The 21,593-nt window shown below is 73.7% G+C and carries 17 protein-coding genes; 5 read left to right on the top strand and 12 right to left on the bottom strand.

Translation table 11 applies throughout. From position 1 onward, the window contains the following. Positions 1–44: 44 nt before the first annotated feature. The 3 genes from R4Z62_RS28120 to R4Z62_RS28110 all read right to left on the bottom strand — a co-directional run bounded on the left by R4Z62_RS28120 (position 45) and on the right by R4Z62_RS28110 (position 3,376). Positions 45–1,283 carry a tetratricopeptide repeat protein gene (locus R4Z62_RS28120; RefSeq protein WP_491521254.1) on the bottom strand — a complete coding sequence of 413 codons (1,239 nt, stop codon included), beginning with the start codon at positions 1,281–1,283 and terminating at the stop codon, positions 45–47. Positions 1,284–1,865: 582 nt separating this feature from the next. Beyond that, complete coding sequence (locus tag R4Z62_RS28115) at positions 1,866–2,315, bottom strand: helix-turn-helix domain-containing protein (protein ID WP_491521253.1); 450 nt, start codon at positions 2,313–2,315, stop codon at positions 1,866–1,868. Positions 2,316–2,410: 95 nt separating this feature from the next. After that, positions 2,411–3,376, bottom strand: a complete 966-nt coding sequence (locus R4Z62_RS28110; protein ID WP_491521252.1) for a hypothetical protein — start codon at positions 3,374–3,376, stop codon at positions 2,411–2,413. 138 nt (positions 3,377–3,514) lie between these two features. Between R4Z62_RS28110 and lplAB the strand changes: the two genes are divergently transcribed. After that, positions 3,515–4,579: a lipoate-protein ligase LplAB gene (gene lplAB / locus R4Z62_RS28105; protein ID WP_491521251.1), complete on the top strand. Its 1,065-nt coding sequence runs from the start codon at positions 3,515–3,517 to the stop codon at positions 4,577–4,579. Positions 4,580–4,762: 183 nt separating this feature from the next. Next, a complete protein-coding gene (locus R4Z62_RS28100; protein WP_491521250.1) occupies positions 4,763–5,476 on the top strand; it encodes a hypothetical protein in 714 nt (237 codons plus the stop codon). 48 nt (positions 5,477–5,524) lie between these two features. On the opposite strand, the gene R4Z62_RS28095 is transcribed toward R4Z62_RS28100, so the two are convergent. The 7 genes from R4Z62_RS28095 to R4Z62_RS28065 form a co-directional block, all read right to left on the bottom strand. Continuing rightward, positions 5,525–7,099 carry an NCS1 family nucleobase:cation symporter-1 gene (locus tag R4Z62_RS28095; RefSeq protein ID WP_491521249.1) on the bottom strand — a complete coding sequence of 525 codons (1,575 nt, stop codon included), beginning with the start codon at positions 7,097–7,099 and terminating at the stop codon, positions 5,525–5,527. 29 nt (positions 7,100–7,128) lie between these two features. Further along, positions 7,129–8,151: a TIGR03842 family LLM class F420-dependent oxidoreductase gene (locus tag R4Z62_RS28090; RefSeq protein WP_355477261.1), complete on the bottom strand. Its 1,023-nt coding sequence runs from the start codon at positions 8,149–8,151 to the stop codon at positions 7,129–7,131. An 11-nt stretch (positions 8,152–8,162) separates the two neighbouring features. Beyond that, positions 8,163–9,563 (bottom strand): dihydropyrimidinase, encoded by a 1,401-nt coding sequence (hydA, locus tag R4Z62_RS28085; protein ID WP_064536018.1) that lies wholly within the window; start codon positions 9,561–9,563, stop codon positions 8,163–8,165. Positions 9,564–9,611: 48 nt separating this feature from the next. Further along, complete coding sequence (locus R4Z62_RS28080) at positions 9,612–10,454, bottom strand: nitrilase-related carbon-nitrogen hydrolase (RefSeq protein ID WP_026253201.1); 843 nt, start codon at positions 10,452–10,454, stop codon at positions 9,612–9,614. A gap of 169 nt (positions 10,455–10,623) precedes the next feature. Further along, positions 10,624–12,273 carry a PucR family transcriptional regulator gene (locus R4Z62_RS28075; RefSeq protein ID WP_491521248.1) on the bottom strand — a complete coding sequence of 550 codons (1,650 nt, stop codon included), beginning with the start codon at positions 12,271–12,273 and terminating at the stop codon, positions 10,624–10,626. Positions 12,274–12,667: 394 nt separating this feature from the next. Continuing rightward, complete coding sequence (locus tag R4Z62_RS28070; protein ID WP_064536014.1) at positions 12,668–13,951, bottom strand: aspartate aminotransferase family protein; 1,284 nt, start codon at positions 13,949–13,951, stop codon at positions 12,668–12,670. A gap of 230 nt (positions 13,952–14,181) precedes the next feature. Then, positions 14,182–14,433 carry a helix-turn-helix domain-containing protein gene (locus R4Z62_RS28065; protein ID WP_064536012.1) on the bottom strand — a complete coding sequence of 84 codons (252 nt, stop codon included), beginning with the start codon at positions 14,431–14,433 and terminating at the stop codon, positions 14,182–14,184. 52 nt (positions 14,434–14,485) lie between these two features. Here R4Z62_RS28065 and map point away from each other — a divergent pair, with 52 nt between their 5' ends. Together map and R4Z62_RS28055 are read left to right on the top strand one after the other, a co-directional pair. Next, positions 14,486–15,253 carry a type I methionyl aminopeptidase gene (gene map, locus R4Z62_RS28060; RefSeq protein ID WP_382843494.1) on the top strand — a complete coding sequence of 256 codons (768 nt, stop codon included), beginning with the start codon at positions 14,486–14,488 and terminating at the stop codon, positions 15,251–15,253. A 163-nt stretch (positions 15,254–15,416) separates the two neighbouring features. Beyond that, the gene (locus R4Z62_RS28055) at positions 15,417–17,984 is read left to right on the top strand and encodes an ATP-dependent Clp protease ATP-binding subunit (protein WP_491521247.1); all 2,568 of its coding nucleotides are present in this window, start codon (positions 15,417–15,419) and stop codon (positions 17,982–17,984) included. Positions 17,985–18,093: 109 nt separating this feature from the next. Here R4Z62_RS28055 and ggt read toward each other — a convergent pair whose 3' ends face one another. Then, positions 18,094–19,917: a gamma-glutamyltransferase gene (gene ggt / locus R4Z62_RS28050; RefSeq protein WP_491521246.1), complete on the bottom strand. Its 1,824-nt coding sequence runs from the start codon at positions 19,915–19,917 to the stop codon at positions 18,094–18,096. Between the two features lie 104 nt (positions 19,918–20,021). On the opposite strand from ggt, the gene R4Z62_RS28045 reads away from it, so the two are divergent. Next, entirely contained in the window at positions 20,022–20,789 is a 768-nt protein-coding gene (locus tag R4Z62_RS28045) for a hypothetical protein (RefSeq protein WP_064536005.1), read from the top strand. A gap of 271 nt (positions 20,790–21,060) precedes the next feature. On the opposite strand, the gene R4Z62_RS28040 is transcribed toward R4Z62_RS28045, so the two are convergent. Beyond that, a complete protein-coding gene (locus R4Z62_RS28040; protein WP_491521245.1) occupies positions 21,061–21,507 on the bottom strand; it encodes a DUF6278 family protein in 447 nt (148 codons plus the stop codon). Between the last annotated feature and the right edge of the window lie 86 nt (positions 21,508–21,593).

The raw sequence follows: 21,593 nt of genomic DNA, 5'->3' as shown, positions 1-21,593 counted from the left end.
GGCAGGCTAGGCGGCCGTCCCGCCCCGCGCTTCTCGATTCCTGATCACCGGCGGCCGTCGGCGGTCGCCTCGGTGCCGCGCAGCGGGAGTGTCTCGGCCTTGGCCCGCATCTCGGCGGCGCGGCGCACCCGCAGGGCGTCGAGGAGGTCCGCCGCCAGGGACCAGTTGGCCCGCGCCTGCTCGCTCCTGCCCTGCTCCAGCTGGGCGGAGGCGAGGTGGTCCAGGACGTCGGCGCGGTTGTAGTCGTCGTGCTGTTCCTCCCACAGGCGCAGCGATCTCTCGTAGCCGGCGACGGCGGCGTCGAGGTCTCCCAGGCCCTGCTGGGCGTAGCCGATGGCGTCCCAGGCGCCGGCCTGGAACTTGACGTCGCCCACCGCCCGCAGCAGGGGCAGTGCCTCCTCGCAGGTGGCGATGGCCTCCTCGTAGGCGCCGGTGTGGGCGAGGACCCAGCCGATGTTGCTGAGAGTGGACGCCACCCCTTCGCGGTTGCGCGCCACGCGGTACAGCTCCAGGGCCCGGCGCGGATGCTCCAGCGCCTCGGCGAAGCGGCCCTGGCGGATGCGGAAGAAGCCGATCTCGCACACGATGCGGGCGCGCAGCTCCAGCGGCACCCGGGGCAGCTCCCCGAGGAGCACCTCGATCTGCTCGTCGACCTCGTCGGTGTGCCCGGTCTCCAGGAGCGCGCGGGTCAGGTTGGAGCGGCTGCGCACGGTGGCGACCGGGTCGCCGAGCGCGAGTCCGGCCTCCAGGCCGATCCGCGCGGCGGGCATCTCCTCGGCCCAGCGGCCCACGATCACGTTGTAGGCGATCCACTCGCGCGCGCAGGCGCCGCGCAGGCGCAGCAGCCGCGGATCCTCCAGGGACTGGAGGGCGGGCCCCACGGCCGGCTCCTCCTGGCGGTACCAGTCCAGTGCCTCGTCGCGGCTGTCGATCGCGACGTGGACGATGCCCTCCAGAGGTTCCTCGGCGGGCTCGGGTTCCAGCCAGGAGGAGTGCCGGTTGGCCAGGTGGGCGTTGTGCCGCAGATAGTCCAGCAGGCGTGCCTGGGCGCCGACGCGGTCGTCCTGCTCCTCGGCCGCGAGTTCGCCGCCGTAGTCCCGTACGAGGTCGTGCAGGACGTAGCGGCCGTCGGCGTCGCGGGCGAGCAGGCTCGCCGAGGTCAGCTCCCGCAGGCAGCGGCGGGCCGCCGGCATCTCGACGCCCGCGAGCGAGGCGGCGGCCTCGGCGGTGGCGCTGGGGCCGGGGGTGCAGGCACAGGTGGCGGAAGAAGCGGGCCGCGTCATCGGTGAGCGCCCGGTAGGACCAGGAGAAGACCGCGCGGACGTCGGCGCGCTGGTCGTCGGCGGCGAAGGCATCCAGCCGGGGCCTGGACTCCTTCAGCTCGCGTGCCGCCAGTCTGAGCCGCATCCGGGGCGCGGCGCTCAGCTGGGCGCCGACCACGGCGACCGCGAGCGGCAGGAACCCGCACAGCTCGACCAGCTCGGCCGCCGCGGCGGGTTCCGCCCGGCAGCGCTCCTCGCCGATCCGGGCCGCGAGCGCCTCCAGCGCCTCCTGCGGCGTCCAGACGTCGAGGCTGATGACGAAGGCGCCCTCGGCGGCGGCCAGGCCGGCCAGCCGGTTGCGCGAGGTCACGATGGTCAGGCAGCCCGCGGAGGCGGGCAGCAGCAGCCTGACCTGCTCGGCGTCGGCCGCGTTGTCCAGGACGGCGATCAGTTGCCGGGAGGCGGTCTTCTCCCTGAACAGGGCGCTGCGCCGCTCGGTGCTGGCGGGGATGTCGCCGCTGGGCACGCCGAGGGCGCGCAGGAATCCGCCGAGGGCCTCGCCGGGGTCGAGGGGGCGTTCGGAGGCCTCGAAGCCGCGCAGGTTCACGTACAGCTGGCCGTCGGGGAAGCGGTCGGCGACCTGGTGCGCCCAGTGCACCGCGAGGGCCGTCTTGCCGACGCCGGCCATGCCGCCGATGGCGGAGACGACGAGATGCCTGCCGTGGGGTGCCACGTCGCCGGTGATGCCCCGGGCGGCCGCGACGGCGGTCTCGCGGCTGCGGAACACCGCGAGGTCGGGCGGCAGTTGCCGGGGCACCGTGGCGTGGGCGGCGGGCGGGTGACGGACTGGAGCAGCCGGCGCCGCTCGTCCTCGTCCAGTTCGAGCGCGTCCATCAGCTCGGTCAGCGTCGACTGGCGGGGCAGGCTGTGGCCGCGTTCGATGTCGCTGATGGCCCGCACGCTCACGCCGGACGCCTCGGCGAGGCCCTCCAACGTCAGCAGGGAACGCTGCCGCGCCTCGCGCAGCAGCCCGCCGAACGCCTTCTTGTCCATCCTCACCCCACCGGATCCCGCACCGGCGGACCGGCCGGGGCCGCGCCGGGGCTACAGGGAAGAGGAGGAAACTAGCACAGTTGTGGATTGAACGTTCAGGGTGTTCCGGTGGCCAGGACGTGCCCGGCGGTGCGGACGGCGGCCCGCTCGCGGGCGCGGTGCCGGTCCAGTTCGGCGCGGTGGCCGGCGATCACGCGTTCCTGGGCGCGTATGTCCAGGGCGCGCACCGTGCCGAGGTAGCCGGTGCGCTGTTTGCAGCGGGCGTCGGCGACGGCCGTGCGCTTCTCGGTCTCGGTGGGCAGGTCCGCCTCGCCGCGCCCGCCGGAGAGCCGCAGCCGCAGTTCCTCCTCGCGGCGGTCGTCGCCGCGCTGGGCGTCGGCGGGGGTGGCGTAGTGATAGCCGGCGCCGCGCATGCAGGCCGACCAGGTCCGGTCGGCCCGCCGCCAGGCCGGGTCCTGCTCGGCGCTGCGGCGGCTCTCGCCCCGCAGGACCGACACCGGGTCGGGTTCGGTGCGGGGGCCGGTGCCGCGGATCCGCCGCTCGGCCTGGCCCAGGCAGCCCCCGTCGGGGACCGGCCTCTCGTGCGCGCGGGCGGGCCCGCCGTCCGCCGAACTGCCGGTGAGGGCCACGTACTCGGGCATCGTCCAGGTCTTCGCGCGGACGTGGGCGCGGTACGCGGCGAGGGCGCCCCGGTAGCCGTGGGCGGCGGCGTCCTCGGGGTCCTGGACGCCGTAGCGGTGGGCGTCGTCGCTGACGGCCACCAGGGTGAGGACCGTCCCGGAGGCGTCGGCGGGGCGCTGCGGCCAGCCCGGCGGGTGGTACGGGTCCACGTCGGCGAGGCTGTCGAAGCCGAGGCGGCGCATGCACTGCGCGGCGAGCGTCCAGCGGGCGGCGGTGACCGTGTCCTGCTCGGCGTCCGTCAGCTCGAAGGCGTCCAGCGGCTGGGCGTCCCGGCCGCCCGCCGTGGGGCCGCCCGGGGGCCAGGTCCCGGGCCGGTCGCCGCACAGGGTGAGGCCGAGGCCCGCGGCGAGGAGCAGGACGAGAGGGAGGGCTCTGCGCATCCGCTCAGCCGATCAGGGCGACACGGCAGGGGGCTGTGACGGAAGCCACAGTTCCGGGTCACAGGGGCATCACAGCGGGCGGGAACACCGGGGCCGTGCCGGGCGTTGGTCCCTGCGGCAGCAAGGGAGGCCCGGGAAGTGCACGGTGAGTACAAGGTGCCCGGCGGCAAGCTCGTCGTCGTGGACGTGGAGTCCGAGGACGGCGTGCTGCGGCGGGTGCGCGTGGCGGGAGATTTCTTCCTGGAGCCGGACGAGGCGCTCGACGCGGTGAACGGCGCGCTGGAGGGCGCACCGGCGGACACCGACGCGGCGGGCCTGGCCGCCCGGATCGACGCCGCGCTGCCCGCGGGCACGGTCATGTACGGGCTGACCTCGGAGGGCGTCGGCATCGCGGTGCGCCGGGCGCTGGCCCACGCCACCGACTGGACCGACTACGACTGGCAGCTGATCCACGAGGGCCCGCAGGCACCCGCGCTGCACATGGCGCTGGACGAGGTGCTGACCGCCGAGGTCGCGGCCGGGCGGCGGCCCCCGACACTGCGGGTGTGGGAGTGGGGCGCCCCCGCGGTGATCATCGGCAGCTTCCAGTCGCTGCGCAACGAGGTGGACGCCGAGGGCGCCGCGCGGCACGGCATCGAGGTGGTGCGGCGGATCTCCGGCGGCGGCGCGATGTTCGTCGAGCCCGGCAACACCATCACCTACTCCCTCTCGGTGCCCGAGGCGCTGGTGCAGGGGCTCTCCTTCCAGGACAGCTACGCCTACCTCGACGACTGGGTGCTCGGCGCCCTGGGCGACATGGGCATCCGCGCCTGGTACCAGCCGCTGAACGACATCGCCACCGACCAGGGCAAGATCGCGGGCGCCGCGCAGAAGCGGATCGTCGGGCCGGGCGGCGGGCCCGGTGCGGTGCTGCACCACGTGACCATGTCGTACGACATCGACGCCGACAAGATGCTCGACGTGCTGCGGATCGGGCGGGAGAAGCTGTCCGACAAGGGCACGCGGAGCGCGAAGAAGCGGGTGGATCCGCTGCGGCGGCAGACCGGTCTGGCGCGCGAGGCCGTCATCGAGCGGATGATCGAGTCCTTCAACGGGCGGTACGGCCTGACGGCGGGCAAGGTCACCGACGAGGAGCTGGCCCGCGCCCAGGAGCTGGCACGCACGAAGTTCGGCGGGCCCGAGTGGACGGCGCGTGTGCCGTGACACGCTGACCGGACGGCCTGTCCCGGTTGCCCTCCGGGAGGCCGCCGGTGCCGGGCTCAGTGATCGGGCGGGCACGGAGCGAGTTGGCACTTCCGCCGCACAGGCGGGCGTGTGACACTGTCGTCCCCGTCCGCCATCCGGACGGCCCCCGCATCGTCCGTCCCCCCACACGAGAAGTGTGCCGTGCGTGAACTCCCCCTGCCGCTCGCGCTGTCCGCGCGGCTGGCCCCGGTCGTCGTCCTCGCCTGTGCCGGCTGGGCGCTGACGTCCGGCCCGCTGGCTTCCCCGTCCGACGGCGGGCCCGAGGCGGGCGGAGCGGGGGCCGGCACCACCGGCACCCGGTCGGCCTCCTCGTCCGGTGCGCCCGGACCCTCCTCCGCGCCGTCCTCGTCCGCCGGTGCCGCCGTCTACACGACGGCTCCCGCGCCGTGCACCGCCATCTCGGCGAAGACCGTCGGGGCCCTGGTGCCGGGGGCGAAGACGGCGGGCAAGGAGATCGCCTCGACGGACAGGAACGTCCGCCGCACCTGCTCCTGGAACGCGCTCAAGGGCTACGACTACCGCTGGCTGGACGTGTCCTTCGAGGTGATGCGGTCCCAGGAGGCGGCGACCACCGCCTACCAGCAGCGGACCGGTGAGAAGAGCGGCGGCGGCGCGGTGCCCGGCCTCGGCGACGCCGCGTACTCCGTCGTGAACCTCACCACCGAGGACAAGCAGCAGACCCGGGAGGGCGTGGTCCTGGTGCGGGCCGCCAACGCGCTGGTGGTCGTGACGTACAACGGCAGCGACTTCGAGTCGAAGAAGGCCCCCGACACCGACGTGATCAACAAGGGCGCCATCAAGGCGGCCAAGGAGGCGGTGGCCGCGCTGCTGGGCAGCCGGTCCCAGGGGAACTGAGGACCGGCTGCCCGGCCGCGCGCCGACCGCCCGGCGGCGTGCCGTCTCTCACCCGGCCTCCCGCGCCTCCCGCACCTTCCGCGCCTCCTGCCCCTCCTGTCCGGCGGTCCGGCCGCGCAGTCCGGGCAGGGTCAGCAGCAGGTAGAGCGCGGCCGAGGTGCCGAGGCCCACCGCCCAGCCGTAGTCGGCCAGCGGCCGCAGCGCCGGGACGGGGCGGCCGTCGACGAGCGGATGGAAGTCGGCGCCGCCGACGGCCAGCACGCCGCCCACCGAGAAGGCGGTGACCGCCCGCCAGTTCCAGCCGCCCGCGTACCAGTAGCGTCCGCCCGCGCGGTACAGGTCGGCCAGCGCCAGGCGGCAGCGGCGCACCACCCAGTAGTCGGCGACGAGAATGCCCGCCACCGTGCCGAGCAGCCCGCCGACCAGGCCCAGCCAGGTGAAGATGTAGCCCTGCGGGTCGGCGTACAGCTTCCACGGGCAGATCGCCACCGCGAGCACGGCCGTGATCAGGGCGCCGGTGCGGAAACTCACCTTGCGCGGCGCCACGTTGGAGAAGTCGAACGCCGGGGAGACCAGGTTGGCGGCGATGTTCACCGAGAGCGTCGCCACCAGCACGGTCACCAGCGCGTACAGCAGTCCGGCCACGTTGTCCGTCTTCGCCGCCAACTGCACCGGGTCCCAGACCGGTTCGCCGTACACCGCCTGGGAACCGGAGGTGACCAGCACCGACAGGAACGCGAACAGCGTCATGGTGGTGGGCAGTCCGAGGGCCTGTCCCCAGGTCTGCGCCCGCTGGCTCCTGCCGTAGCGGGTGAAGTCCGGGATGTTCAGGGACAGCGTCGACCAGAAGCCGATCATGCCCATCAGGGAGGGGGCGAACAGCTTCCAGAAGTCCGCTCCCCAGCCCAGCTTCGAGGGCTGGTCGAAGAGCGGGCCGAAGCCGCCGGCCTCGACGCTCATCCACCACAGCATCACGAACGCGCCGACCAGGACGAACGGCGCCGCCCAGTTCTCGAACCGGCGGATGGTGTCCATGCCCCGGTGGATGATCGCCACCTGGATCGCCCAGAACACCGCGAACGACAGCCACATCGTCCAGGCGTACCCGCCCACCCGGGAGGCGTCCGTCCAGCCGTCGCCGATCAGCTTCCCGGCCAGCAGGTAGATCGCCTCGCCGCCGATCCAGGTCTGGATGCCGAACCAGCCGCAGGCCACCAACGCCCGTACCACGGCGGGCAGGTTGGCGCCGCGCACGCCGAAGGAGGCACGCGCGAACACCGGGAACGGGATGCCGTAGCGCGGTCCGGCATGGCCGGTGAGCAGCATCGGCACCAGCACGATCAGATTGGCCGCGGCGATGGTGAACACCGCCTGCTTCCAGTCCATGCCGACGGCGATCAGCCCGGAGGCGAGGGTCCAGGAGGCCGTGTTGTGGGCCATGCCGACCCACAGGGCGGAGAAGTTGTAGGTGGTCCAGGTGCGTCCCGCCACCGGGACCGGGAGCAGGTCGGCGTTGGCGTAGGGGCCGGTGGGCGGTGCGGTGCCGGGGGCGAGTTCCACCCGCCCGTCGGGCAGGGTGACCTGGGTGGACGGCGGTATGCCCGGGGACGCGGTGTCGGTCATGGGGTGCTCCCGGTCGGCAGGAGTGCGGGCTATCTGGGGTCGACGGCGGGGATGACCTCGCGGCCGTACGCGTCGATCACGGCTTCGCGCGCGTCGTGCATGGCGTACAGGGCGAACTGGTCGACGCCCAGGTCGCGCAGCGCGTTCAGCTTCTCGATGTGCCGTTCGGCCGGTCCGACGACGCAGAACCGGTCGACGATCTCGTCGGGCACGAACTCGGTGTCCGGGTTGCCGCTGCGCCCGTGGTGGGCGTAGTCGTAGCCCTGGCGGGCCTTGATGTAGTCGGTGAGTGCCTCGGGCACGGCGGCGGAGTGCTCGCCGTAGCGGGCGACCAGGTCGGCGACGTGGTTGCCGACCATCCCGCCGAACCACCGGCACTGGTCGCGGGCGTGGGCGAGCGCGGCGGGCGAGTCGTCGTCGGTGACGTAGGCGGGGGCGGCCACGCAGATCCGCACCTCGGCCGGATCGCGTCCGGCGGCGGCCGCGGCGTCCTTGACCGCCTTGACCATGTACTCGGTGAGATAGAGGTCGGAGAGCTGGAGGATGAAGCCGTCGGCCTCCTCGCCGGTCATCTTCAGCGCCTTGGGCCCGTACGCGGCCATCCAGACGGGCACCTCGGCGCCCGGACGGATCCAGGGGAACCGGACGACCGTGCCGCCGAGGTCGGCCTCCTCTCCCCTGCCGAGTGCCCGGATGACCTTCATGGCCTCGCTGATCCGGGCCAGGGTGTTGGGCTTGCGGCCGGCCACGCGCATCGCGGAGTCGCCGCGTCCGATGCCGCAGACCGTGCGGTTGCCGAACATGTCGTTGAGGGTGGCGAAGGTGGAGGCGGTCACCTCCCAGGTGCGGGTGGACGGGTTGGTGACCATCGGGCCGACGGTCAGGTGCCGGGTCCGCGCCAGGATCTGGCTGTAGATGACGAACGGTTCCTGCCAGAGCACGGCGGAGTCGAAGGTCCAGCCGTAGCGGAAGCCGTTCTCCTCGGCGCGCCGCATCAGGTCGATGACACGGGAGGCCGGCGGGTCGGTCTGGAGGACGAGTCCGAAGTCCATGGGCACCGCTCCTAGTCGAGGTACTGGCAGGTGGAGCGCGGGGTGTAGACGCCGTGGCCGGCGTGTCCGGTGTACGCGCGCTCGGTGATGACGGGCTCGCCGCGCGACAGGACGGTCTCCACCCGGCCGGTGACGCGCCGGCCCTCGTACGCCGAGTAGTCGACGTTCATGTGGTGGGTGCGCGCGGAGACGACCTGTTCGGCGTGCGGGTCGTAGATGACGACGTCGGCGTCGGCGCCGGGCGCGAGGGTGCCCTTCTTCGGGTACAGGCCGAACATCCGGGCCGGGGCGGCGCAGGCGATGTCGATCCAGCGGCGGCGCGTGAGACGGCCGTCGACGACGGCCTGGTGGAGCAGGTCCATGCGGTTCTCCACGCCCGGCAGTCCGTTGGGGATCCGGGAGAAGTCGCCGCGGCCCAGCTCCTTCTGGCCGCTGAAGCAGAACGGGCAGTGGTCGGTGGAGACCACCTGGAGGTCGTCGGAGCGCAGCCCGCGCCACAGGGCGGCCTGGTGGTCCCGGGGCCGCAGCGGGGTGCTGCACACGTACTTGGCACCCTCGAAGTCCGGCTCGGCGAGGTTGTCGGTGGACAGGAACAGGTACTGCGGGCAGGTCTCGCCGAAGACGGGCAGCCCCTCGTCGCGGGCCCGGGTCAGCTCGGCGACCGCCTCGCGCGCCGAGACGTGCACGACGTACAGCGGCGCGCCCGCCACCTGGGCCAGCCGGATCGCGCGGTGGGTGGCCTCGGCCTCCAGCAGGGCCTTGCGGACCTCGCCGTGGAAGCGCGGGTCGCTCTCGCCGCGGGCGAGGGCCTGTTCGGCCAGGACGTCGATGGCGATGCCGTTCTCGGCGTGCATCATGATCAGCCCGCCGTTGTCCGCGGCCCGCTGCATGGCGCGCAGGATCTGCCCGTCGTCGCTGTAGAAGACGCCGGGGTAGGCCATGAACTGCTTGAAGGAGGTCACCCCCTCCTCCACCAGCAGGTCCATCTCCTTGAGCGTCTCCTCGCGCACATCGGAGACGATCATGTGGAAGCCGTAGTCGATGGCGCAGTTGCCCTCGGCCTTGGCGTGCCAGGCGTCCAGTCCCTCGCGCAGGGTGCCGCCCTTGGTCTGGATCGCGAAGTCCACGACGGTGGTGGTGCCGCCCCAGGCGGCGGCCCGGGTACCGGTCTCGAAGGTGTCGGAGGCGTAGGTGCCGCCGAAGGGCATCTCCATGTGGGTGTGGGCGTCGACGCCGCCCGGGATGACGTACTTGCCGGTGGCGTCGAGGGTCCGTTCGGCGGTGAACGCCTCGGCGGCCGGGGTGCCGGTGGCGGCGAGCGCGGCGATGCGGCCGTCCTCGATCAGGACGTCGGCGTGGATCTCGTCGGCGGCGGTGACGACGAGGCCGCCGCGGATGACGGTACGGCTCATGCTCCCTCTCCTTCCGGTCGTGCGGGCACGGCGGGTCCGGGGTGCCGGTCAGGGCGCGGTCAGCGGCGTGTACGCGCCCGGCGCCCGGTCGCGGTAGAACTGCCAGCGGTCGCGGACCTCGCGCAGCTTGGCCAGGTCCAGGTCGCGCACGAGGAGTTCGGACTCCTTGTCGCTCGCCACCTCGCCGACGAACTGGGCCTCGGGGTCGACGAAGTAGGAGGTGCCGTAGAAGTCGTCGTCGCCCAGTTCCTCGATGCCGACGCGGTTGATCGCGCCGACGAAGTACTCGTTGGCGACGGCGGCGGCGGGCTGCTCCAGCTGCCACAGGTAGCCGGACAGGCCGCGCGAGGTGGCCGAGGGGTTGAAGACGATCTCGGCGCCGGACAGGCCCAGCGCCCGCCAGCCCTCGGGGAAGTGCCGGTCGTAGCAGATGTAGACGCCGACCTTGCCGACGGCGGTGTCGAAGACGGGCCAGCCGCTGTTGCCGGGGCGGAAGTAGAACTTCTCCCAGAAGCCGTGCACCTGCGGGATGTGGGTCTTGCGGTACTTGCCGAGGTAGCTGCCGTCGGCGTCGAGCACGGCCGCGGTGTTGTAGAGGACGCCGGGCTGCTCCTCCTCGTACATCGGCAGGACGAGGACCAGGTTCAGTTCCCGGGCGAGTTCCTGGAAGCGCCGGACGGTGGGGCCGTCCGGGATCCGCTCGGCGTACTCGTAGAACGCGGGGTCCTGCACCTGGCAGAAGTACGGGCCGTAGAACAGCTCCTGGAAGCACAGGATCTGGGCGCCCTGGGCGGCCGCGTCGCGGGCCGCCTGCTCGTGCGCCCTGATCATGGACTCCTTGTCGCCGGTCCAGGCGGCCTGGAAGAGGGCGGCACGGATCACTCGGCTCATCGGGACCTCCGCTGCTCGGTCGGTGTGGGGTGAGCGTAGGGAGGCGGCGGGCCCGGTTTTGAGGTGCACGGTGTCACGTCCGCGCGGGCGGGACGTGCCACCGTGTCACCCTGGCGCCGTCCCATGTCCCACCGCCGTTTCCCCTGGTCGTCGCGGGATGCGCTGCCGTTCAGCGCTGCTGCGCATCATGCGCGAGGAGCGCGATGTGCACGGACGCGGCCTGCTCGAAGTCGTCGAGGTCCACCCCGAGGCGGCCCTGTATGGCTTCCAGACGGCGGTACAGGGCGGGCCGCGAGACATGGTGCAGCCGGGCGGTGCGGGACTTGTTGCGGCCGGTGGCGAGGTAGGTGCGCAGGACGTCCAGCAGGTCGTGGGCGGTGCCCGTGGCGGTGGCCTCGCACAGGAGTCCGTCCAGTTCCCGTTCGGCGAAGGACTGGACCCGCGGGTCGTCGCGCAGCAGCCGCATCAGGCCGCGCAGATGGACGTCGCCGAGCCGGACGACGGCCGGCAGGTCACGCGCCGTGGCGGAGTCCGCCACCGCGTCCGCCACATGCCGGGCCTCGCGCAGTCCGGCGGGCACCTCGTCCCAGTCGGTCCGGGCGGCCGCCGCTGCGACCACGGCCCGCACCCGGCCGGACGTCCCGCCCGCCCGCGCCCGCGCCGCGCCGGGGTCCGGCCCGTGGCCCGGCGGGGGCGGTGCGCCGGTGCCGGTGTCCGGTCCGGCCACCGGTCCCGGCCTGGCCGCCTCCCGGTGCAGACGGGCCGCGAAGTGGGCGGTGAGGGCGTCGGCGTCCTGGTCGCGGGGCAGGCTGAGGAGGATCGCGGTGAGGCCGTCGGACAGCTCGGCGACGAGTCCGGGCAGGCCCAGCAGGCGCAGCAGCCGGTCGAGGCCGGCCGGTTCGGCGCCGCGCGCCACCAGGGGCACGAAGGTGCGCCGGTTGACGGGCAGTCCGGCCGCCCGCGCCCGGGGCAGCAGCTGCCGTGCCGGTACGGCCTCGCCGACCAGGTCGGTCAGCAGGCTCTGCGCGGACTGCTCCTCCCAGGTGCCGCCGCCGTGGCCGCCGAGCATGCGGTGCAGGACCAGGGCCTCGGCGGCACGGTCGGCCAGCAGCCGCCCGGTGGCGGCGTCGCCGCGGTGGCCGCAGAGCACCAGCCGGCCCCAGATCTCCCCGCGCCCGCCGAGCCCGGCGCGGATCCAGCCGTCGCCCTCGCTGCCGCCTGCCTGCCGGGCGATCCGCTCCCAGTCGCGCAGCACGTCGTCGACCGCGGAGCGCTCCCCGGCCGTGGCGAGCACCCGGTGGGCGAGGTTGGTGACGACGACGGGGCAGGCGCTGTGCCGGGCGATCTCGTCGAGCAGCGCCTGGAGCGGGGCGCCCGCGGTGATCAGCGCGGTGAGCGCGGTGCGCACCGCCTCCGAGAGGCTGACCGAGGCGAACTTCTGCCGCACCAGCCGGGACTGCACCTCCTCGGTCAGCTCGGCGAACGGGAAGGGCCGGTGCAGGACCACCAGCGGCAGCCCGCACCGCTCGGCGGCGCGGCGCATCATGTCGGGCGGCGCGGGGAAGGCCCGGCCGAGGCCGAGGACCACGGCGGCGGCGTCCGCCCGGTGCAGCGAGCGGATGTACTCGGCCTGCTTCTCCTCGTCCCCGGCGAGCAGCACCCCGGTGGTGAGGACCATCTCGCCGCCGCTGAGCATCACGCCGACGTCCGCCGCCTCGGCGACGTGCACCCAGCGCACCGGCCGGTCGAGCCGGTCCGCGCCCGCCACCACCTCCGGCTCCCCGGCGAGGACCCGTTCCAGGGTGAGGACCTGGCGCACGGACAGGGCGGTCTCCGGCGCCGTCCGGGGGACCGGTCCCGGGCGGTCGCGGGCGGTCAGGGATCCGGCGTGGGCTGCCGGAGGACCGGCGGGGGCTGCCGGAGGACCGGCGGGGGCTGCCGAAAGTCCGCCGTGAGCTGCCGGGGGACCGTCGTGGGCTGCCGAAAGTCCGCCGTGAGCGGTCAGGGGTCCGTCGTGAGCTGCCGGAAGTCCGCCGTGGGCGGTCAGGGGGCCGCCGTGGGCTGCCGGGGGCCCGCCGTGAGCTGCCGGGGGCCCGCCGTGGGCGGTCAGGGGTCCGTCGGGGGCGGTGGTCATGGGCGACACTCCCCTCTTTCTCGTCCTTCTCGCGGCGCTCCTCCCCCGGCCGGGTCCCGCCCGGGGGCCGCGTGTGCGTTCAGTACGCCGCGCGCAGCGCGTCCTCCAGCAGGGCGGCGCCCTCCTCGGCCTCCGCGACGGTCAGCGACAGCGGCGGGGCGATGCGCAGGGCGCTGGTGGCGTGGCCGCCGCCCTTGCCGATGAGCAGGCCGCGCTCGCGGGCCGCCTCCAGCACGGCGGCGGCCGCCCGCGGGTCGGCCTCGTCGGTGCCGGGTCTGACCAGTTCGACGCCGATCATGAGTCCGCGGCCGCGCACCTCGCGTACGCCGGGCAGCCGGGCGGCGACGGCCCGCAGCCGCTCGATGAGCAGGCCGCCGACCCGGCGCGCGTTGCCCTGGAGGTCGTGTTCGACCAGGTGGTTGAGGTTGGCGAGGCCCGCGGCCATGGTGATCTGGGTGCCGCCGAAGGTGGAGATGCTGTTGGCGTCCAGGCAGTTCATGATCTCGGCGCGGGCGACGACCCCGCCGATGGACATGCCGTTGCCGATGCCCTTGGCGAAGGTGACGATGTCCGGCGGTCCGCTGCGGCCGTGCGCCTGCCAGCCCCAGAAGTGGTCGCCGGTGCGGCCCCAGCCGGTCTGCACCTCGTCGGCGATCCACAGGACGCCGTGCTCCGCGAGGACCTCGCGGAAGGCCGCGTACAGGCCGTCGGGCGGGGAGGTGAAGCCGCCGACGCCCTGGATCGGTTCGGCGATGAGCGCGGCGGGCGGCCGGGTGTGGCCGAGGAGGTCCCTGAGGTCCTCGACGCAGGCCGCGACGAAGCCGGCGTCGTCCAGGTGGGCGAAGGGTCCGCGGGTGCGGACGCCGCCGTGGACGTAGAGCGTCTGGAGCGGGGAGAGGGAGCTGGGCGACCAGGAGCGGTTGCCGGTGACGCCGATCGCGCTGAAGGAGCGGCCGTGGTAGCTGTTGCGCATGGCCAGGACCGTGTTGCTGCGCCGGAGGGCGGTGGCCAGCAGCAGCGCGGTGTCGTTGGCCTCGGTGCCCGAGGTGGTGAAGAACACCCGGGCGTCCGGGATGCCGCTCAACTGGGCGATGCGTTCGGCCAGTTCGACCATCGGCCGGTTGAGGTAGAGGGTCGAGGAGTGCACGATCCTGGCGGCCTGCTCGCTCACCGCCTTGGTGACCTCGGGCAGCGCGTGGGCGGTCATGGTGGTCAGGATCCCGCCGAAGAAGTCCAGGTAGCGGCGGCCCGCCGCGTCCCAGACGTACCGGCCCTCGCCGTGGGTGATCTCCAGCGGGTCCTCGTAGTAGAGGGAGAGCCAGTCGGGCAGGACGGCCCGGTGACGGTCGTAGAGGTCGTTCACGGCGTCCCTCCTCGTACGCCCGGCCCGCGCGGGCCGGGGAGGCGATCGGGTCACTGCGCGGCGGACATGGCGCGGGAGAGTCCTCTACGCCCGTAGAACAGGCCCGGGGGCACGAACGTAAGCCTCCTGGCGCCCCTTGCCAAGACCATCGTCGTGAACCCGCGGAGTCGATCGTGTTTCACACTCCGCCGGGTGAGCCCGCGGCCTCTGCCGGGCCCGGCAGGGCGTGCTCACACCTGGACGGGCACGCACCGGCCCACCAGTTCGTCCATGGACAGGCCCAGGGCGTGCGCCAGGGCGGCGACCGTGAAGAACGCCGGGGTCGGCGCCCGGCCGGTCTCGATCTTGCGCAGGGTCTCCGCCGAGATGCCCGCGCTCGCCGCGACCTCGGCCATGCTGCGGCTCCCGCGCGCCTCGCGCAGCAACCGCCCGAGACGCTCGCCGCGCTCGTGCTCTTCCGGAGTGAGAGGGGTGCGCACCATGACGCCATCCTAGCGCGTCGGCCGGTATTGAAATACCGGTATAGTAATTGGCATGGTGGAACTGAAGACAGACACATCGATCGACGCCATGCACGAGACCGGCCAGGTCGTCGCGCGCGGACTCACCGCCGCCCGCGAGGCCGCCGCGGTGGGGGTCTCCCTGCTGGAGCTGAACGAGGTCGCGCACGACGTGCTGCGCGAGGCCGGGGCGACCTCGCCCTTCCTCGGCTACCGGCCCTCCTTCGCCCCGACCCCCTTCCCGGCGGTGCTCTGCGTCTCGGTGAACGACGCGATCGTGCACGGCGTCCCGACCCGCTACCGGCTGCGCGACGGCGACCTGGTCTCCCTGGACTTCGGCGCCCACCTGGGCGGCTGGGCGGGCGACTCCGCGCTCAGCTTCACCGTCGGCCGGGCGCGTCCCGCCGACGCCCGGCTGATCGAGACCGCCGAGCGGGCCCTGGCAGCCGGCATCGGCGCTGCCGTCGTCGGCAACCGCGTCGGGGACATCGCCCACGCCATCGGCACGGTGTGCCGTACGGCGGGCTACGGCATCCCGCAGGACTTCGGCGGCCACGGCGTGGGCCGCCACATGCACGAGGACCCCGGCGTCCCCAACGAGGGCCGCCCCGGCCGCGGCATGCCGCTGCGCCACGGCATGGTCCTCGCCATCGAGCCCATGCTGATCGGCGGCGGCACCGACGGGTACCACCCGGCTCCCGACGGCTGGACCCTGTGCACGGACGACGGCTCCCGCGCCGCCCACGTCGAGCACACGGTCGCGATCACCGACGACGGCCCGCGCGTCCTCACCCAGCGGTAGCCCGGCACCTCGGCAGCCGCGCCCGCCCCCGCCCCCGCGCTCGACGTGCCCGCCCGCTCCCGCGCCCGACGTGCCCGGACAAATGGGACGTGTCATCGTGGCATGACCGCATCTCATCCGGTTACCCGTCGAAAGCCACCCGTCAGCGAAGGAACGGAAAGCGATGACCAGCGGCTTCGTCGGCCCGGAGGGCGAGGGCGACCCCTTCGGCGAATTCTTCGCCCGGTTCTTCGGCGGCACCCGCCCCGGGCCCCGGCACGTCGACATCGGCAGGCTCCTCAGCCGGCCCGCCCGCGAACTCGTCAAGGGCGCGGCCCAGTACGCCGCCGACCACGGCAGCCGGGACCTGGACACCGAGCACCTGCTGCGCGCGGCGCTCGCCACCGAACCCACCCGCTCCCTGCTCAGCAGGTCGGGCGCGGACCCGGACTCGCTCGCCACCCAGATCGACGAGCGGTCCGGGCCCGTGCAGAACCCACCGGGCGACGCCTCCCCGCCCCCCGCGCTGTCCCTCACCCCGGCCGTCAAGCGTGCCCTGCTGGACGCGCACGACATGGCACGGGCCGGCGGCGCCGGCTACATCGGCCCGGAGCACGTGCTCAGCGCGCTGGCCGCCAATCCCGACTCGGCGGCCGGGCACATCCTGAACGCGGCCCGCTTCGCCGCCTCCGGTCTGCCGCCCGAGCAGCCGGACACCGCGGCGGCGCCGGGCGCCGAGCGGCAGCGGCCCACCGGCACGCCCACCCTGGACAAGTACGGCCGCGATCTCACCGAGCTGGCCCGGCAGGGCCGGGTCGACCCGGTGATCGGACGGGACCAGGAGATCGAGCAGACCGTCGAGGTGCTGTCCCGGCGCGGGAAGAACAACCCCGTGCTGATCGGGGACGCGGGCGTCGGCAAGACGGCCATCGTCGAGGGGCTCGCCCAGCGCATCGCCGACGGCGACGTGCCCGACATCCTGCTCGGCCGCCGGGTGGTGGCCCTGGACCTGACGGGCGTGGTCGCCGGCACCCGCTACCGCGGCGACTTCGAGGAGCGCCTGAACACCATCGTCACCGAGATCCGCACCCACTCCGACCAGCTGATCGTCTTCATCGACGAACTGCACACCGTGGTCGGCGCGGGCGGCGGCGGCGAAGGCGGCTCGCTGGACGCGGGCAACATCCTCAAGCCCGCCCTGGCCCGCGGCGAGCTGCACATCGTGGGCGCCACCACCCTGGAGGAGTACCGGCGCATCGAGAAGGACGCGGCGCTGGCCCGCCGCTTCCAGCCCATCCTGGTCCCGGAGCCGACCCCGGCGGACGCCATCGAGATCCTGCGCGGGCTGCGCGACCGCTACGAGGCCCACCACCAGGTCCGCTACACCGACGAGGCCCTGGTGGCGGCCGTGGAGCTGTCCGACCGCTATCTGACCGACCGGCGGCTGCCGGACAAGGCCATCGACCTGATCGACCAGGCGGGCGCGCGGGTACGGCTGCGGGCCCGCACCAAGGGCACGGACGTACGGGCCCTGGAGCGCGAGGCGGAGCAGCTCGCCTGCGACAAGGACCAGGCCGTCGCGGACGAGCAGTACGAGCGGGCCACCGAGCTGCGCGACCGCATCGGGGAGCTGAAGCGGCGCATCGCCGAGGCGGGCGGCGGCGAGGAGGCCGACGAGGGCCAGCACCTGGAGGTGACCGCCGAGGCAGTCGCCGAGGTGGTGTCCCGGCAGACCGGCATCCCGGTCAGCAGCCTCACCCAGGAGGAGAAGGAACGCCTGCTCGGCCTGGAGGAGCATCTGCACCGGCGGGTGGTCGGCCAGGACGAGGCGGTCGCCGTGGTCTCCGAGGCCGTACTGCGCTCCCGTGCCGGGCTCGCCAGCCCCGACCGGCCGATCGGCAGCTTCCTGTTCCTCGGGCCGACCGGCGTCGGCAAGACCGAGCTGGCCCGCGCGCTGGCCGAGGCGCTGTTCGGCAGCGAGGACCGCATGGTCCGCCTCGACATGAGCGAGTACCAGGAACGGCACACCGTCAGCCGCCTGGTGGGCGCCCCGCCCGGCTACGTCGGCCACGAGGAGGCCGGGCAGCTCACCGAGGTGGTGCGCCGTCACCCGTACTCGCTGCTGCTGCTCGACGAGGTGGAGAAGGCGCACCCGGACGTCTTCAACATCCTGCTCCAGGTGCTCGACGACGGGCGGCTGACCGACTCCCAGGGCCGCACGGTGGACTTCACCAACACCGTCATCGTGATGACCAGCAACCTCGGTTCGGAGGCCATCACCCGGCGCGGCGCGGGGATCGGGTTCGGCGCGGGCGGTGCGGAGGCCGACGAGGAGGCGCGGCGCGAGCAGATCCTGCGCCCGCTGCGCGAGCACTTCCGGCCCGAGTTCCTGAACCGCATCGACGAGATCGTCGTCTTCCGGCAGCTCAGCGCCGAGCAGTTGCGGCAGATCACCGATCTGCTGCTGGAGCGCACCCGGCGGCTGCTGCACGCCCAGGGCGTGGCCGTGGAGTTCACCGACGCGGCCGTCGAGTGGCTGGCGCGGCGCGGTTACCAGCCGGAGTACGGGGCGCGGCCGCTGCGCCGCACCATCCAGCGCGAGGTCGACAACCGGCTGTCCCGGCTGCTGCTGGACGGGCGGCTCGGCGAGGGCAGCCGGGTCACGGTGGACGTCGAGGACGACCGCCTCGCCTTCCGCACCGAGAACGGGGAGGCCGGGGACCGGGAAGCGGCCCCCGCCCCCGTCGAGTGACGGAGCCCGGCGCACGCGCGGGGGCCCCGGACGGTGAACTGCCTTCCGGGGCCCTCGCGTCGGGTGTGTTCCGGTGGCCTGCCGGTCCGGGTGGGCGGCGGCCTCCGGCCTACCGGTCCGGGTGGACGACCATCGCCGAGCCGCCGCCCCTGCGCACCTTCTCCGCCGCCGCCAGCCACCTGCCGTCCGGCAGGCGCTGCACCCCGGTGGCCGCGCCGATCTCCGGGTTGAGCTTGAAGGAGTGGCCGATCGCCTCCAGTTGCTTCCTCGACGGACTGTCGTAGAGGGCGGGTTCGAGTTCGGTCTGCGCCGCGTTGCGCTGGCTGGCGCGGGGCGCGGCGATCGCGTCGACCAGCGGCAGATGCCGGTCGAGGAGCCCGGTGAGGGTCTGGAGCACGGTGGTGATGATGGTCGCGCCGCCGGGTGAACCCACCGCCGCCACCGGCCGGTTGGCGCCGTCCAGCACGATCGTCGGCGCGATGGAGGAGCGCGGCCGCTTGCCGGGACCGGGCAGGTTCGGGTCGTGCACCGCCGGATTGGCGGGGGTGAAGGAGAAGTCGGTCAGCTCGTTGTTGAGCAGGAAGCCCCGGCCGGGGACGGTGATGCCGCTGCCGCCGGTCTGCTCGATGGTGAGCGTGTAGGAGACCACGTTGCCCCACCGGTCGGCGGTGGTCAGATGGGTGGTGTTCTCGCCCTCGTAGGTGGTGGGCGCGGCGGTGCCGCCGGTGCCGCAGGCGGCGGGCCGGCCCGGGTCGCCGGGCGCGAGCGGGCTGGTGAGGACGGCGTCGTCCTTGATCAGGCAGGCCCGGGAGTCAGCGAACCGCTGGGAGAGCAGCCCGGCGGTGGGGACCTTCTCGAAGGAGGGGTCGCCGACCCAGCGTCCGCGGTCGGCGAAGGCGATCCGGCTCGCCTCGATGAAGTGGTGCAGGTACTGGACCTCGCTCGCCCTGGACAGCTTCGTGTTCTCCAGGATGTTCAGCGCCTCGCCGACGGTGGTGCCGCCGGAGGAGGAGGGCGCGATGGAGTACACGTTCAGACCGCGGTAGGACGTGCGCGTCGGGGCCTGGAGCTTGGCGCGGTAGACCGCGAGGTCCTTCTCGGTGAGCTTGCCGGGCCGGGCGTTCCAGCCCGAGGCGGGGTCGACGGGCGGGTGCTCGACCGTGTCGACGATCTCGTCGGCGAGGGCGCCGTGGTAGAGCGCGCCGACGCCCTTGCGGGCCAGTTCCGCGTAGGTGCGGGCGAGGTCGGGGTTCTTGAGGACCGAGCCGACGGCGGGGAGCGCGCCGTTCGGCAGGAAGAGCTTCGCGGTGTCCGGGAAGGCGCGGAAGCGGGTCTCGTTGGCGGCCGTCTGCGAGCGGAAGGTGTCGTCGACGGTGAAGCCGTCGCGGGCCAGCCGCTCGGCGGGCCCGAGCACCGTACCGAGCCGCTTGCTGCCCCACTCGTCCAGGGCCTTCTGCCAGGTGGCGGCCGTGCCGGGGGTGCCGACGCTCAGCCCGCTGGTGACGGCGTCGTCGAAGGAGAGCGGCTTGCCGTTCTCCTTGAACAGGTCCTCGTCGGCGCTGAGCGGCGCGGTCTCGCGGCCGTCGATCGTGTGCACCGTGCGGGTCCTGGCGTCGTAGTAGACGAAGTAGCCGCCTCCGCCGATGCCCGACGAGTAGGGCTCGGTGACGCCGAGGGCGGCGGCGGTGGCCACGGCCGCGTCGACCGCGTTGCCGCCCTTCTTCAGCACCTCGATGCCGGCCGCGGTGGCGTCGGCGTCGACGCTGGCCACGGCGCCGCCGCGGCCGACGGCGACGGGCACCTTCTTCCCCGCCGTCCCGGCCGGTGTCCGGCCCGTGTCCGGGTGCGCGGCGGGCGGCGCCGCCGCTCCCACCGACACCACGGCGGCACAGACCGCGAGAACCGTCAGCTTCCGTGTTCCTGGGCGACGCATCCGCACCTCCAGTCAGAGACCGTCCGTGCAGCCTATGGCATTGCCATGATCGCGTCAGGACCGTCTCGAACACAGTACCGTCCGAGCCGCTAGCATGCGCGGCCATGAACGACGACGTGCGCAACATCGTCCTGGGCGTGGTCGCCGCCGGCGTCAGCGCCGCGCTCGGCTGGCTGGCCCGTACGTTCCTGTGGCGGCGCGGGCTCCGCCGCAAGCAGGCGTTCTTCGGGCTGCCCGACAACTCCGAGTCGCTGCTGGTCGTCAACCGCGACCCGGCCGCGAGCGAACCGGCCGTCCACCGATTCGACGTCTTCGCGCTGATCGAACTGTCCGCGCTGATCAAGGAGTGCGGTGCGCACCTCCAGGTGGTCACCCAGGACATGGTCCATCAAGGGGTGGGCGAGCGCACGGAGTTCTGCGTGGGCGGGCCCGGTTCCAATCGCCGGATGCTGGCCCACATGGCGGCCATGCTCCCCGGGGTCCGCGTCAACATCGACCCGGAACCGGGCCCGGACCGGGGCGCCTTCCAGATCGGCACCGAGCGCTACCGGATGGACCCGGGCGTCACGGAGCATGTGCTGCTGGCCCGCCTGGTTCCGGGAGAGCGCCGCGAGGCACGGCCCGTGTTCCTCTTCTGCGGCCAGCGCGCCATCGACAACCAGGCCGCGACCCGCTATCTGGCCCGCCACCACGAGCGGCTCGCCCGCAAGTACGGCACGCGCCCCTTCGTGCTGCTGCTGAAGGTGGTCAGCTCCCAGTCCTACGGCCCCGATGTGGTCGAGCTCGTCGCGGACGTGACCCGCGCGGCCCAGGCACCGCTGCCGGCCCCGGCCGATCCCGCCGCGAGCACAACCCGCCCGGCGCGCAGCTGACCTTCTTCTCGCCTGCGGACGGTGCGGAGTGGCTGTCCGTACCGCCGCGCGAGCAGTGATCTCCGGCTGCCGCCGGCCGGGTATGGCTCTGTGGACCGCTGCCCCCTGCGACGGTCGCGAACGCCATATCGTAGTCGAGGTTCGGCGCGATGGGCCCGCCGACGTGGAGGAAGGGCCCCGGGCGACGGCGCCGGGGCGGCCCGGATCCGGCTTTGCGACGGTTGCAGCAACCGCCGTACGGCGCCGGTTCCGGCCGGTCCGCTGCCGTGTCTCAGCCCTCGGCGACCTCCGCGTACAACTGGGACAGTTCCGGTACGCCCTCCTCGGCCCAGGTGTGTCCGGCCTCCACCACGACGATCTCCCGGCCGGAGGCCAGCCGTACGACGGGGTGGCCGCTCGGCCACAACTCCCAGACGGCGCCCGGCACGGTGCGCACGATGACCGTGCCCAGATAGAGCCCGGCGTCGATGCCCAGCCACGACACCGTCTCGGCGTCGTCCCGCCAGCGCGGCAGCAGCTGGTCCAGCGCCTCCAGGGAGGCGGGCGACTCGTCGAGCCGGACCCCGGACGCGGCCACCAGGGCGCGCAACTGTTCGCAGGTGGAAAAGAGAGAGGCGAGATCCTCCGGGGCCGGGGGTCCCTCCCCGGCCGTGACCACCGTGACGCCGACGGCCGTCGCGTGCCGCTTGTGCCAGTTGCCCGTGAAGCGGAAACCCATGCACCCAGCGTGGCACCGCGGCCACCGTCCGCGCCACAGGGCGGCACGGACGGCGCGTCCCGGGTGCCGCCGGTCCGCAGCGGCGT

The organism is Streptomyces sp. PL-25, from assembly GCF_058344915.1.
This window is presented reverse-complemented; position numbering and strand designations above follow the sequence as displayed.

What these genes read in the sequence shown, in the direction of transcription:
- map (WP_382843494.1), top strand. Translation starts at nt 14,486, where the DNA reads ATGGTGGAACTGAAGACAGACACATCGATCGACGCCATGCACGAGACC.
- R4Z62_RS28040 (WP_491521245.1), bottom strand. Translation starts at nt 21,507, where the DNA reads ATGGGTTTCCGCTTCACGGGCAACTGGCACAAGCGGCACGCGACGGCC.
- hydA (WP_064536018.1), bottom strand. Translation starts at nt 9,563, where the DNA reads ATGAGCCGTACCGTCATCCGCGGCGGCCTCGTCGTCACCGCCGCCGAC.
- R4Z62_RS28110 (WP_491521252.1), bottom strand. Translation starts at nt 3,376, where the DNA reads ATGCGCAGAGCCCTCCCTCTCGTCCTGCTCCTCGCCGCGGGCCTCGGC.
- R4Z62_RS28095 (WP_491521249.1), bottom strand. Translation starts at nt 7,099, where the DNA reads ATGACCGACACCGCGTCCCCGGGCATACCGCCGTCCACCCAGGTCACC.
- R4Z62_RS28120 (WP_491521254.1), bottom strand. Translation starts at nt 1,283, where the DNA reads ATGACGCGGCCCGCTTCTTCCGCCACCTGTGCCTGCACCCCCGGCCCC.
- R4Z62_RS28080 (WP_026253201.1), bottom strand. Translation starts at nt 10,454, where the DNA reads ATGAGCCGAGTGATCCGTGCCGCCCTCTTCCAGGCCGCCTGGACCGGC.
- R4Z62_RS28045 (WP_064536005.1), top strand. Translation starts at nt 20,022, where the DNA reads ATGAACGACGACGTGCGCAACATCGTCCTGGGCGTGGTCGCCGCCGGC.
- R4Z62_RS28055 (WP_491521247.1), top strand. Translation starts at nt 15,417, where the DNA reads ATGACCAGCGGCTTCGTCGGCCCGGAGGGCGAGGGCGACCCCTTCGGC.
- R4Z62_RS28115 (WP_491521253.1), bottom strand. Translation starts at nt 2,315, where the DNA reads ATGGACAAGAAGGCGTTCGGCGGGCTGCTGCGCGAGGCGCGGCAGCGT.
- R4Z62_RS28065 (WP_064536012.1), bottom strand. Translation starts at nt 14,433, where the DNA reads ATGGTGCGCACCCCTCTCACTCCGGAAGAGCACGAGCGCGGCGAGCGT.
- ggt (WP_491521246.1), bottom strand. Translation starts at nt 19,917, where the DNA reads ATGCGTCGCCCAGGAACACGGAAGCTGACGGTTCTCGCGGTCTGTGCC.
- R4Z62_RS28090 (WP_355477261.1), bottom strand. Translation starts at nt 8,151, where the DNA reads ATGGACTTCGGACTCGTCCTCCAGACCGACCCGCCGGCCTCCCGTGTC.